This window comes from Prevotella sp. P4-51 (assembly GCF_002251455.1).
Taxonomy (GTDB): domain Bacteria; phylum Bacteroidota; class Bacteroidia; order Bacteroidales; family Bacteroidaceae; genus Prevotella.
Genome location: NZ_NPJM01000056.1, coordinates 16,980 through 28,938, shown reverse-complemented (window position 1 = coordinate 28,938; position 11,959 = coordinate 16,980). Strand labels below are relative to the sequence as shown.

Sequence of the window (11,959 nt, the reverse complement as noted above, 5' to 3'; positions counted from 1 at the left end):
ATGATTATATCCAAGGGATAGGCCGTAACAGAATGGCTTATCCCTTTTTGGCTTCTGTAGAGAGGGATAGTGACTTCAAGTTCATAAGTGACGCATTTCATGTATTCGACCAACAGTGTCAGGATGAGCTGTTCTGGAGGCATGGTCGGTGACTTGGCCGACGCGTACCGTCCGAAACGGATGCGCGTATCGGACGGTACGGATGTGCGTGGCGTCCGATGCGGATGTGAGTATCGTCCGATACGAGCCGCCAATGATGGTCACGGCGGCTCTGAAGGGGCTTAGAAAGTCGGTAGGGATGAACTCCTGACTGATGGCAATGACTGCGCCAGGCAAGCGGGCTACCATCTGCATGCCCAGTCTTAATTCTAGAAAAAGGCAAAGTCCAAACGGCCTCCTGGGGTCAAATACTCCTGGGCTGGTAGTGTGCCACTTTCTTTTGAAGACACTAAGTGTGGCACTATAATATATGGTGAGTCTGGTAACGGGAAAAAAGAAGAAAGCAGTTAAGTAAAACTTAACTGCTTTCTTTCGTGGTACCACCAGGAATCGAACCGTGGACACAAGGATTTTCAGTCCTTATTGTATATCCCTGCAAATGATTGAGTTCTAATAGCAAAACACAAAAGAGCAGTCTCGTAGTTGAAACATTTTAGAAAACAACAGGCTTGCTTCCTTGGTTATTTACTCTTGTTTATTATCCCTGCTGCATGGCAGAAAAGGCTCTTTGTAGAGTCAATCAGTGGCAAACCATCCCTGCTTAGGCTGTAATGTAGAGGAAAACTATTCATCTTCTTCGCCTATTTCTAAATAATTTCCATATTTATCAAAATAATTGAAATTCAATGTTAAGAGATTGTCTTCTCTCATTTGTAAACTTTTTGCAATAGGCATATTCAAGAGTTCTAATGGCGACATCAAAGCATGCTTAAAAGCATAATCTCTTCTTATAGGGTCTCTTAGACGTTCTGTTGCCTGTGGGCTTAACCAACAATTAATATGTACAGTAGGAGGCATAGTATTGTCTACTACTATCTCTAATGCCCAACTTGTGCTGTCACATATTTGGTTTTTTCCATTATAAGTATTAAGGGCTTGCTTAATCTGCTTAGATAAAGTTTGAGCAATTTTTTTAGGATTAAAAGCCTTTTCTTTCTGCTCATTTGTCATAGGCGGAACACCAAATTTTATGCTACGCACTATATCTCTTATAGTACGATAGTCCCTATATCTTCCATAGCTTGAAACAATAACCGTATAGCCATCTTTATTGAAACAGAATATTTCACCTTTGAGTAAATGACTTCCATCATCGCCCTCATATTTAACTCCACTGATAGTGTTGTAATCAAAGTTTGTTTCCTTGCCGTGGCTTATATCATTAAAAGCAAAGCTGTGCTTGCCCACAATCTCCATTGCTTCTTTGGGTGTCTTAATCCAAGGGAATGCTTCCACATAGATGCTTTGGTCATTTGGCATGGGAGCTTTATATTCAATGTAATAATGTAGTCCGTCTGTACTTTTTTCCACTTCTGAAGTACCTATAGGCAGGTCTATAAGGAAGATGTCGGATTGCACCTGTTTTAATTGCCAATTTTCTGTACAACCTGTTAATAATATTCCTAAGAGGGGTAAAAGTATAATTAGTTTTGATTTCATGTTATTCATCTTTTGATTGTTTTTGGCTATAAAGCCATTTGTTAGAATATGATTTTGTTAAATTAATTATGAGGAGAATAGGTGCTATGGCACACAACAATGCTGAAAGAGTATAATTATCCTCATCGTTACAAAATAATGATACAAAAGGGCAAATTATTGATGTCAGAAGAAATGGAAGCACAGTCTTTATCAGGTCTTTCTTCATGTGAATACTATCAGCGGAGTAATTCTGAAATAAAGATATTTTTTGCAGCAATGGCAATAGGAGGATTTTCTCACCTGTAACAGGCTTTTTGCTCCATAATAAATAGGTATAGTAAACAAACGCAATGAAAAACCAGGGTAAGTAAAAAAGCCCCAAAACGTTCATCGCATCATCATATTTAAATCCAATACCGCATACAATAAAGAAAAATGCCATTACACAAGTTGCACAGATTTTTACTGCATACTTACCCATAATGTTCCAAAGTGATGCTTGTTGAAAATTGGAAATAACTTGTCCTTTTATCTGTTCATTGTCTTGTTTTTTTTGTACGTCTATCAATGATATCGTAAAGAATAGAACAAATGTTAGAACCATAGCCATATATTCTGCCGTAGGGTCAGAACTTGAAGAACCAAGTAGCATAAAACTTGACAAGAAATAAAGTATAGACTTTACTGCCCTTTTCCACTTCTTCGAGCGTAGAGGTCCACTTTTGAAAATATACACAGCCCATCCAAACATAAGAATGGATGATAGTGCATACCTCTTGAAAAACTCGAATGTGTAATCAAGTTCATTGTAGGTGCTTTGTACCTTTAATGCAATGCAAACAGCCAAAGCCATGTCTGCTAAAGATAGTGCCACTAAAAGCCAAGCTCCAAATGTTTTCAACTTTCCTCGCTTGTAATTGAGAGGTTTCTCATGCCCAATAAACATTATGAGCAAGAAGAAAAATGCTGTGATAATTGATGCCATATTTATTTGTTAATTTATATTTTTATCATTTTTGTCATCCCACTTTACATAAATAACAACTCCTAATGCAGCAAGACATAAAAATGCAATAAAGACATAGTATGCCCATTGATACAATAGCATAATTGTGTATAATGCTAATGTGGCAATGGTAATTATTGTATAGATAGGATTGTCCTTAATGTCTAACAAAAAGCACTTTATTATTTGTCCCAACATTACCTTTAATGGGGTCTCATTTTTAATATCTAAATATTTAAGCCTTTTGCTTTTCCTAATCCATAAATAAAATAGGAAAGCAGTGACAATGAACATACTAAGCCACCAAGGAGTTGGAGTAATGTCGTCATATTCCCCTCTCCATCTTTGGGCAAACAAATCAGATGAAAGCATTGCGAATGTAGCTGTCAGCAAGGCTTTCTGCAATAAAGGTTGCTGCTTGGGCAACGCCTTGTGTTTCAATACGATTTTTCTCATAGACATATTATTTTGCTGTTTTCGTAAGGGCATAAAAAATAGGTGCAGGCAATCCTTTATTTGAAATTCGGAGGTATCGCCAAACACCCATGCAACCCAAATAAGGAAAAGCCCACACCTTACGGCATGAGCATTCACCTACTTACTACAGGTTACATATTCTTCTAATTGGCGATTTTCCGAATATTCTTAGTAAGAAGCAAACACTTCTTTAATATGTCTTATAAATAGTCTCTCTTATATCATTGGCAAATCATTTTATTGATTACTGACTACAAAGTTACTCATTTTTCATGAGGAAACCTCTTATCATCCGTGATTTTTAGACTTTTATACATATAAAGCCCCCTGGTTTATCGGGTGAGCCTCGTTTAATGCTAAAATCAAAGCTTTCAGAACACAGTTCAGAGGCGTCGGGGATGTTAGGTTCTTCATGTATAGACTGGCAACACTTTATTCATAATTGTCCATTGCCACCAACCGGGAAAATCCGCTGACCCACTATAATATATGGTGAGTCTGGTAACGGGAAAAAAGAAGAAAGCAGTTAAGTAAAACTTAACTGCTTTCTTTCGTGGTACCACCAGGATTCGAACCGGGGACACAAGGATTTTCAGTCCTTTGCTCTACCAACTGAGCTATGGCACCATCGTTGTTTCTTGTTTGCGTGTGCAAAGGTACAACATTTTCTGGAACTACAAGCATAATGCCTAAGAAAATAATGCCGAATTTCACTTTGTTAACAGTTGTTGTGTGAAAAACGGCGTTATAGGGCTTAAATGTGAATTAATGTTTAAGCGGGTTCCACCCCTGGGCTGTAAGTTCAAACTCATTTCCATCTCTTGTAATGAGCATTTTTCCCAGGCTTTCTTTAGTAATGTAGCCTATCTGCTTGATGTTGTCCATTCCATTCAGCTTCTCGTGGTCGCCAATGGGAACAGTGAACAACAGTTCGTAGTCTTCACCACCATTGAGTGCGCAGGTCGTCACGTTCATATTCAGTTCTTCAGCCATGACTGCAGTCTGGTAGTCGATAGGTATCTTGTTCTCATAGATACGACACCCGCAATGGCTCTGATTGCAGATGTGCAGTATCTCGCTGCTTAGTCCGTCGGAAATATCCATCATAGCTGTGGGGTGTATGTTGGCTTCGTGCAGTTGGGCCATGATGTCACCGCGGGCTTCGGGGCGCAACTGTCGGTCAATGATGTATTCTTTGCCGGCGAAATCGGGCTGATACATGCGCAGTGCCTCTTCCTCGCTGCTGAGGGCTTTTAGTGCATCTTTGTCACCGCTCTTTTCGGCTTTCTTTACCTTCTGTGACAGAGCATCGTATTGCTCGTAGAAGATGTTCTTCTCGCGCTCAAGCAGCTGCAAACCCATATAGGCGGCCCCCAGGTCACCACTCACGCAGATGATGTCGGTCTCTGAAGCCCCGTTGCGATAGACGATGTCCTTTTCCTGTGCTTCGCCGATGCAAGTGATGCTTATGGCAAGACCGGTGCGCGAAGAGGTGGTGTCTCCACCTATTATATCTACATTCCACTTGTCGCAGGCTTGTCTGAGGCCGGTGTAGAAGTCGTCGATGCTTTCTACATCGAAACGCTTGTCTACTGCCAGACTGACCAGCAGCTGTCGCGGACTGCCATTCATGGCAAAGACATCGCTGAGGTTGACCATGGCAGCCTTGTAGCCTAACTGCTGCATGGTAATGTAGGTCAGGTCAAAATGGACGCCTTCCATCAGCATGTCTGTTGTGGTCAGTACTCTGGTGTCGGGATAATTGAGTACGGCGCAGTCGTCGCCTACACCGTAGATTGTTGAATCGTTTTTGGGCTTGATGTCTTTGGTGAGTCTGTCGATAAGTCCAAACTCACCCAGTTTTGAAATATCAGTCATTATTGTTTATGAACGTTTAATCATTAGTTATAGTAGTCCTGTGCCGGGAAGTGGCATTGCGTACGCGAATCAATTGTTCTTAAAACTTATGGTCCGTGGCTTGTTGACGGGCTTGCTGCTGTTTTTGGCAGGCTGCTCGTTTTTGGCCTTGAGCAACTTGGCATTACGGGAGCTCTTGCGTACGTAACTCAGAATCTTATGGTTGAATTTCTCTCCTTGTCCGAGCATAAAAGTGACATGGATAGGGAGTACATAGATATTCGACTTGATTTCCTCGCTGAGTCCCTCTATCTCTGTCAGGCGGGTTGCATCCTTCTCGGTGGTTACAATCACCTTGTCGCCGTCTACCTCCTGATAGCACTGGTTGATATACTCGATATCCTTGTCTGTGAAGGCGTGGTGGTCGCCGAAGGTAATAGGGATTATGCTGTTGCAGAGCGGAGACAGGTCTGTGACAATCTGTTTGGGAGATGCAATGCCTGTGAGCAAGACAATCTTCTTGTTGGCTATCTCCTTCAGGCTTAGGCTTTTGCCGTTGTATATTCCCTTCAGGTTGTCATAGTCGATGGTGGTGAAGTAGAGTTCCTGGAATGGGAACAGATTCATAACCTTGGTCAGCACCCTGTATTCCATTGGCTTCAGGTCCTTCGGACATTTGGTGACAATCACGATGTCTGCTCTCTTCTTCTCGGTGGCTGGCTCTCTGAGTCGGCCTGCAGGAAGCAGACGGTCGTAGATGATGAGTCGGTGGTAGTCGACCAACAGAATGTTGATGCCCGGCTTCACATAGCGGTGCTGGTAGGCATCGTCAAGGAGGATGGCTCCGGTGTCGCGTGTCTCCTTGTCGTTGATGATATGTGCTATTCCTCGTGTGCGTTTGGCATCTACAGCAATGTGTATAGAGTCAAACTTCATCTTCATCTGATACGGTTCGTCGCCGATGTCACTCATGGTAGAGTGGGCGTTGGCCAGTTGGTAGCCTTTGGTCTTGCGCTTGTATCCACGTGACAATACGGTGACGGGCACGTAGTCTTGCAGCAGACGTATCAAGTATTCCACATGTGGTGTCTTACCGGAACCGCCTACGGTGATATTGCCTACGGAGATAACCGGCGTGTTAAACGACTGTGATTTCAATACGCCGGTATCAAACAGCAGATTGCGGAATTTCACCCCTAAGCCGTAGAGCCAGCTTAGCGGTGAAAGCCATTCGTTGATTTTGATAAAATCTCCTTCGGTTCTCATTGTTATCTCAGATTCATGTAAAAGGGCATGCGGGCTTGGATGACATCTATCTTGTTCAGGCTCTTGAGGAGCTTGAATGGCTCATAGTATTCGCCAAGTCCAGCACGCATCTGCTCGTCAAGATAGTTGCCTTCCTGTACGTCGGTAAGCAGAGCCGCAAGGAAGTCGGGCTCGCCGGGATAGCTGCTTGTATAGTATTGGTCCAGTTTGGCGAGCTTTGCAGCTTTGGCAATGGCTTGGTCTATTCCGCCCAATTCGTCTACCAGTTTCAGACCTATTGCATCCTGACCGAGATAGACATGGCCCTGTGCAATCTCATTCACTTGCTCGACCTTCATCTTTCTGCCGTCCGCTACGCGTTTGAGGAAGAGGGAATAGCCGCGATTGATATAACTCTGCAGTATGGCCTGCTCGTCTGCATTCATCGGGCGGGCGCTGCTGCCGAATGTAGAGTTCTTGTTGGTCTTTACCTCGTCAAACTTTATGCCCAACTTCTGTGTGAGCAGTTGGCTTCGGTCTGGGATGACGCCGAAGATTCCGATACTTCCGGTGAGTGTGGTCGGCTCAGCCACAATCCAGTTGGCGTTGCAGCTCATGTAGTAGCCACCCGATGCGGCCATTCCACCCATAGATACTACCACTGGTTTTTTCTTCTTGAGCATCTCTATCTGGTGCCACATCTGCTCAGAGGCATAAGCACTTCCGCCGCCAGAGTTGATGCGCAATACAACGGCTTTGACATCTTCGTCGTCGGCAAGTTTCTGCAGGTCTTTGCACACGTCGGTGGCTACGATGTAGTCGTCGTTGCCCAACAGGCCTCCTGATGCCTCAAGTGGGGTGTTGACAATGTTGCCGTAGGCATAATAAACGGCAATCTCTTCTCCATCGGTAGAAGATTCCTTGACATTGCCCATATCCGCAACGGAAATCTGGTTGATAGACTCGTCGCTGTCTATCTTCAGCATGCTCTTGACTACGCCCTTCACTTGGTCAGTATAGAGCAGGCCGTCGATGAGCTTGCGGTTAATCAGTGTTTTCTGGTCATCAAAGAGCAACATGTTGTCTGCGTATTCATTGAGCTTGTCCACGCTTATACTTCTGCTCGTTGACACCGCCTTGCACATATTGCCCCAGAGACCATCGATATATCTCTTGACTTGTTCGCGGTTGGCGTCGCTCATCTTGTCTTCGGTGTACATTTCTGTGGCACTCTTGTATTTGCCTACCTTTACCACCTGCATCTTGACGCCAAACTTGGCAAGCAGATCTTTGACAAACATAGGCTCTGCAGCGATGCCATGCCAGTCCAGACTGCCTTGGGGATTGAGATATACTTTGTTGGCAACCGATGCCAGATAATATGTACCTTGTGTATAGGTTTCGCCATAAGCAACAATCCACTTACCGCTTTTGCGGAAATCGGCCAGAGCCTGTCGAAGTTCCTGGAGCGAGGCAAAGTCGGTGCTGAACAAGCCGGCTTCCAGATAAATGCCTTTGACATCTTTGTTGTCTTTGGCTTTCTTAATGGCGGCTAAGGTGTTCTCCAGACCAGGATTGCTGGTGGCATTTCTTGTCAGCTTGTTGAGGACATTATCTTGGCTGCGTTCTTTCATCACGCCAGAGAGATTGATGACCAGGACAGAGTTTTCCTTTACATTCTTTGTCGCTTCGCTTGATGCAATCATTCCCACCAAGCTCATAGTGGCAATAACGCCGGTAATGAGGAAGAAAAGCATAATGCCCACTACCGTAGCCAATACTTGTTTTATAAAACTATTCATATTTATGTGTGATATACCTATTATAATATATAAATATAATGCAAAAATAGTAGAAATCGCGTGAAAAAACAAATAATCTGCAGTTTTTCTCTGTTTTCCATCTATTTTTCGTAATTTTGTTACGATGAAAAAGGCAATAATAGTAGGAGCTTCATCGGGTATTGGCCGTGAAGTGGCATGCCGTCTTATCCGTGATGGATGGCAAGTGGGGCTTATGGCGCGTAGAGAACAGCCTCTTGTCTCTCTTCGCGAAATGGCTGATGACCGTGTTGACTATGCGCTGTGCGATGTCACCATGCCTGATGCGCCTGACCGTCTTTTGGCACTTATAGACCGCCTCGGTGGTGTCGACCTGTACTTCCATGCGGCTGGTATCGGCTCGCAGAACCTTGATTTGGAGTCGCAGATAGAGATGAATACCGTCAATACCAATGCGGTGGGATTTTGCCGGCTTGTCAATGTTGCCTTTCAGTATATGAAAACGCATGGGGGAGGGCATATTGCCATTATCTCTTCGATAGCTGGTGTGAAAGGACTTGCTCCGGCGCCTTCCTACAGTGCGACCAAAGCCTTTCAGAATACCTATATCCAGGCTTTGGAGCAGTTGGCTTATTCCCAGCGACTCCCCATTCGGTTTACTGACATCCGTCCTGGTTTTGTTGACACTGCGCTCATTGCCGGTTCTGGCTTTCCCATGAAGATGAAGTCTGAAGTGGTGGCCCGCCACATCGTCCGCAGCATATACCGTCGGCGCCATGTGGTGGTTATCGATTGGCGTTATCGCCTTTTGGTGTTTTTCTGGCGCCTTGTGCCCAATTGCCTTTGGCGGCATCTTCCGCTTGGGCATCGTTATTAGGGTGTGGGCGAGGAGCGTAATATCCATGAAAATTAAGAATAAAAAGATAATCTAACAAAACAATGAAAAGAGTTTATTTATTCATTCTCATCGCTTTATGTGCGATAATGGTCAAGGCTCAATCTACGAGCCGTTCGTTTGTAGTGCCGGTGAGCGAGGATGGCAAGGCCACCCTCAGTTGTTTCCTTCCTTCTGCTGAGAAGGCCACCGGTCGTGCCGTGGTAGTCTGCCCTGGTGGAGCCTACTGGATTGTGGCTATGCAGCATGAAGGCACCGACTGGGCAGAGTATTTCAATCAGCAGGGAATAGCCTGCTTTGTGTTGAAGTATCGTTTGCCACATGGTAACCGCCAGCTTCCCATCGGCGATGCTATGGCTGCCATGAAGATGGTGCGCGATAGTGCTGATGTATGGCATGTCAATCCCTATGATGTCGGAATTATGGGTTCTTCGGCTGGCGGACATCTTGCTTCGACTATCTCTACCCATGCCGATTTCGCCCATCGTCCCAATTTCTCCATCCTTTTCTATCCCGTCATCTCGATGGACGAGAAGAAAGGTCATGCCGGTTCGGCTAAAAACCTGTTGGGAAAGGAATGGCATAATCCAGAGCTCGTCAAGGAATTCAGCAATCAGCTCCATGTGCAGCGTCATCTTCCTCCGCCCGCCATTCTCTTGTTGGCCAATGACGATGTGAGCGTTCCTCCTGTGACCAATGCCGTGGCTTATTATTCTGCCATGCGTTCCAAGGGTGGCAAATGCGCACTTTATATTTATCCCTCTGGTGGACATGGGTTTGGATTTAATTCCAAGTTCAAGTATCACGATGAGATGCTTGGCAATCTTACCTCATGGCTCAACCAGTTGCCCAGTCATCGCCGCGATGCCGTCCGAGTAGCTTGTATCGGTAATAGCATCACCGACGGTTCGGGTATTGATATGCGCTCTCAGTTTGGCTATCCTGCCCAAATGCAGAATTTGCTTGGCGAAGGCTATCATGTGGAGAATTATGGCGTCGGCGCCCGTACCATGCTCAACAAGGGTGACCATCCTTATATGAAGGAGCAGGCATGGCGTGAGGCTCTTGATTTCAATCCCAATATTGCCATCATTAAGTTGGGTACCAATGATTCCAAAGCCCATAACTGGCAATATGGAAAGGAGTATGCCCATGATATGCAGCAGATGATAGACAGTCTGAAGCGTCTGCCTTCTTCTCCTAAGATTTATCTGATGCTTCCCTTGGTTGCTTCCAACAAGATGGTCAATCCGAATGACATCAATAATACGGTGATTGAAAACGAGATTATCCCCATTATCCGCAAGTTGGCCAAGAAGAACAAGTGTGAGATTATAGACATTCGCGAGCGTATGACTTCTAAGCCGGAGTTTATGTTGAGCGATGGCGTACATCCATCAGCCAAAGGTGCGGCCGAGATGGCTAAAGCCATAGCCGAAATTATCAAATAGCACGGACTGGACAACAAAGAGAAAAGGAGACAATCGCCGAATGTGGTGAATGTCTCCTTTTTCTCTTTGTATATTTTGCGTTATGGCTATTATCATGGATACAGCCATACTCCGCTTTTTATAGTTGGGTGTCGATAAAGCGTCTCAACTCATCGCCTCTCAGTCCTTGGGCCAGAATCTCGCCTTTGCTGTTGACGATGATTGTGTGTGGAATACTTTCAATGTTATACATTCTTGCCAGAGTGTCATCCCATTGTCTGAGGTCCGAGTATTGTGGCCAGGGCAATTGCAGCTGTTCGATGCCTTCAGTCCACTTCTTGTATTCGCCGTCAAGCGAGATGCCGACAAATCCCAGCCCATTGTCCTTATAGTCGTTGTATATCTCTATCAGGTTGGGCGCCTCCATACGGCAAGGACCACACCAGGATGCCCAGAAGTCTATTACGGTAAGTTTGTTCTTGCTTATCTCGTCATAGAGGTTGGCGGTGTTGCGCTGCAGGTCATAGAGTTGTACGTTGGCTATCGTGTCTTTCGCTACACTGCTTTCGACAGGAGCCTTAGACGCATTGGAGTGACAACCGCCCATAAACAAGACGGTTGCCACTCCAATAAGTAGTGTCTTATAAGTTATCTTCATTATAACAGATACTGTGAAGAGATGCTTTCGTTTTCAACCACACGACGTATGGTCTCTGCAAACATATCAGCTACAGACAGCTGCTTTACCTTGGAGCAGCGGTTGGTGTAGGGGATAGAGTCTGTAAATACAATCTCTTCCAGTTCGGACTGCTGTACGCGGTCGCTGGCGGGGCCGCTCATTACGCAGTGTGAAGCACAGGCTCTCACGCTGGCTGCGCCGGCTTCCTTCATGATGTTGGCAGCCTTGGTAATGGTACCTGCGGTGTCAACCATATCGTCAACGATGATGACATTTTTGTCTTTCACATCACCGATAATCTGCATACTTTCTACCACATTGGCTCTTGCGCGGGTCTTGTTGCACAGCACCAGTGGACAGCCCAGATATTTGGCATACGAGTTGGCGCGCTTTGAGCCACCTACGTCGGGAGAGGCGATAACCATGTCCTTGAGTTTCAAGCTCTGCAGGTAGGGGAGGATGACGCCAGATGCGTAGAGGTGGTCTACGGGTACGTCGAAGAATCCCTGAATCTGGTCGGCGTGTAAATCCATTGTAATGACGCGGTCTACACCGGCACAACTCAGCAGGTCGGCCACAAGTTTGGCGCCAATGCTTACGCGTGGCTTGTCTTTGCGGTCCTGACGTGCCCATCCGAAGTAGGGAATTACCGCATTGATGTGTCTTGCCGATGCGCGCTTGGCTGCGTCTATCATCAACAACAACTCCATCAGATTGTCAGAGTTGGGGAATGTACTCTGCACCAGGAATACATCACGACCACGGATAGACTCTTCGTACGATACAGCAAACTCGCCGTCAGAGAATTTGGTAATGATAAGGTTACCCAACTGGCAATTCAGACTTGCGCAGATTTTTTCTGCAAGGTATCTCGTGTTTGTTCCCGAGAACACCAAAAAAGAGTTTTTCTCACTCATTTTTATGCGTTATTTTAATTATACAAGTGGT

General features: G+C 45.2%; 10 protein-coding genes, 1 tRNA gene and 1 pseudogene. 3 read left to right on the top strand and 9 right to left on the bottom strand.

The genetic code is table 11. The features are described 5' to 3' along the window. Positions 1 to 783: 783 nt before the first annotated feature. The 3 genes from CIK94_RS08885 to CIK94_RS08875 are packed head-to-tail and all read right to left on the bottom strand — an operon-like array spanning position 784 to position 3,103. Entirely contained in the window at positions 784 to 1,659 is an 876-nt protein-coding gene (locus tag CIK94_RS08885; RefSeq protein WP_144008165.1) for a hypothetical protein, read from the bottom strand. Position 1,660: 1 nt separating this feature from the next. After that, complete coding sequence (locus CIK94_RS08880) at positions 1,661 to 2,626, bottom strand: hypothetical protein (protein ID WP_094422693.1); 966 nt, start codon at positions 2,624 to 2,626, stop codon at positions 1,661 to 1,663. Positions 2,627 to 2,635: 9 nt separating this feature from the next. Further along, positions 2,636 to 3,103: a hypothetical protein gene (locus tag CIK94_RS08875; protein WP_144008361.1), complete on the bottom strand. Its 468-nt coding sequence runs from the start codon at positions 3,101 to 3,103 to the stop codon at positions 2,636 to 2,638. A 367-nt stretch (positions 3,104 to 3,470) separates the two neighbouring features. Here CIK94_RS08875 and CIK94_RS14950 point away from each other — a divergent pair. Continuing rightward, a pseudogene (locus CIK94_RS14950) lies at positions 3,471 to 3,566 on the top strand (transposase); the annotation flags it as partial. A gap of 112 nt (positions 3,567 to 3,678) precedes the next feature. Here CIK94_RS14950 and CIK94_RS08865 read toward each other — a convergent pair. The 4 genes from CIK94_RS08865 to sppA all read right to left on the bottom strand — a co-directional run bounded on the left by CIK94_RS08865 (position 3,679) and on the right by sppA (position 8,028). Then, a tRNA-Phe gene (locus CIK94_RS08865) sits at positions 3,679 to 3,751 on the bottom strand. A gap of 138 nt (positions 3,752 to 3,889) precedes the next feature. Then, complete coding sequence (gene thiL / locus CIK94_RS08860; RefSeq protein ID WP_022310168.1) at positions 3,890 to 5,002, bottom strand: thiamine-phosphate kinase; 1,113 nt, start codon at positions 5,000 to 5,002, stop codon at positions 3,890 to 3,892. A gap of 69 nt (positions 5,003 to 5,071) precedes the next feature. After that, entirely contained in the window at positions 5,072 to 6,247 is a 1,176-nt protein-coding gene (gene lpxK / locus CIK94_RS08855; RefSeq protein WP_094388781.1) for a tetraacyldisaccharide 4'-kinase, read from the bottom strand. A 2-nt stretch (positions 6,248 to 6,249) separates the two neighbouring features. Next, positions 6,250 to 8,028 (bottom strand): signal peptide peptidase SppA, encoded by a 1,779-nt coding sequence (gene sppA / locus CIK94_RS08850; RefSeq protein ID WP_094388782.1) that lies wholly within the window; start codon positions 8,026 to 8,028, stop codon positions 6,250 to 6,252. 124 nt (positions 8,029 to 8,152) lie between these two features. On the opposite strand from sppA, the gene CIK94_RS08845 reads away from it, so the two are divergent. Together CIK94_RS08845 and axeA1 are read left to right on the top strand one after the other, a co-directional pair. Continuing rightward, complete coding sequence (locus tag CIK94_RS08845) at positions 8,153 to 8,884, top strand: SDR family oxidoreductase (protein ID WP_094422689.1); 732 nt, start codon at positions 8,153 to 8,155, stop codon at positions 8,882 to 8,884. Between the two features lie 107 nt (positions 8,885 to 8,991). Then, positions 8,992 to 10,353, top strand: coding sequence for an acetylxylan esterase AxeA1 (gene axeA1 / locus CIK94_RS08840; protein WP_254046180.1), 1,362 nt, complete (start codon positions 8,992 to 8,994; stop codon positions 10,351 to 10,353). A gap of 118 nt (positions 10,354 to 10,471) precedes the next feature. Here axeA1 and CIK94_RS08835 read toward each other — a convergent pair whose 3' ends face one another. Together CIK94_RS08835 and CIK94_RS08830 are read right to left on the bottom strand one after the other, a co-directional pair. Further along, positions 10,472 to 10,990, bottom strand: a complete 519-nt coding sequence (locus CIK94_RS08835; RefSeq protein ID WP_254046179.1) for a TlpA disulfide reductase family protein — start codon at positions 10,988 to 10,990, stop codon at positions 10,472 to 10,474. Next, positions 10,990 to 11,928, bottom strand: a complete 939-nt coding sequence (locus tag CIK94_RS08830) for a ribose-phosphate pyrophosphokinase (protein ID WP_022310162.1) — start codon at positions 11,926 to 11,928, stop codon at positions 10,990 to 10,992. The genes CIK94_RS08835 and CIK94_RS08830 overlap by 1 nt, the downstream gene beginning before the upstream one ends. Positions 11,929 to 11,959: the final 31 nt, after the last annotated feature.

What these genes read in the sequence shown, in the direction of transcription:
- axeA1 (WP_254046180.1), top strand. Translation starts at nt 8,992, where the DNA reads ATGGTCAAGGCTCAATCTACGAGCCGTTCGTTTGTAGTGCCGGTGAGC.
- thiL (WP_022310168.1), bottom strand. Translation starts at nt 5,002, where the DNA reads ATGACTGATATTTCAAAACTGGGTGAGTTTGGACTTATCGACAGACTC.
- lpxK (WP_094388781.1), bottom strand. Translation starts at nt 6,247, where the DNA reads ATGAGAACCGAAGGAGATTTTATCAAAATCAACGAATGGCTTTCACCG.
- CIK94_RS08830 (WP_022310162.1), bottom strand. Translation starts at nt 11,928, where the DNA reads ATGAGTGAGAAAAACTCTTTTTTGGTGTTCTCGGGAACAAACACGAGA.
- CIK94_RS08880 (WP_094422693.1), bottom strand. Translation starts at nt 2,626, where the DNA reads ATGGCATCAATTATCACAGCATTTTTCTTCTTGCTCATAATGTTTATT.
- CIK94_RS08885 (WP_144008165.1), bottom strand. Translation starts at nt 1,659, where the DNA reads ATGAAATCAAAACTAATTATACTTTTACCCCTCTTAGGAATATTATTA.
- CIK94_RS08845 (WP_094422689.1), top strand. Translation starts at nt 8,153, where the DNA reads ATGAAAAAGGCAATAATAGTAGGAGCTTCATCGGGTATTGGCCGTGAA.
- sppA (WP_094388782.1), bottom strand. Translation starts at nt 8,028, where the DNA reads ATGAATAGTTTTATAAAACAAGTATTGGCTACGGTAGTGGGCATTATG.
- CIK94_RS08835 (WP_254046179.1), bottom strand. Translation starts at nt 10,990, where the DNA reads ATGAAGATAACTTATAAGACACTACTTATTGGAGTGGCAACCGTCTTG.
- CIK94_RS08875 (WP_144008361.1), bottom strand. Translation starts at nt 3,103, where the DNA reads ATGAGAAAAATCGTATTGAAACACAAGGCGTTGCCCAAGCAGCAACCT.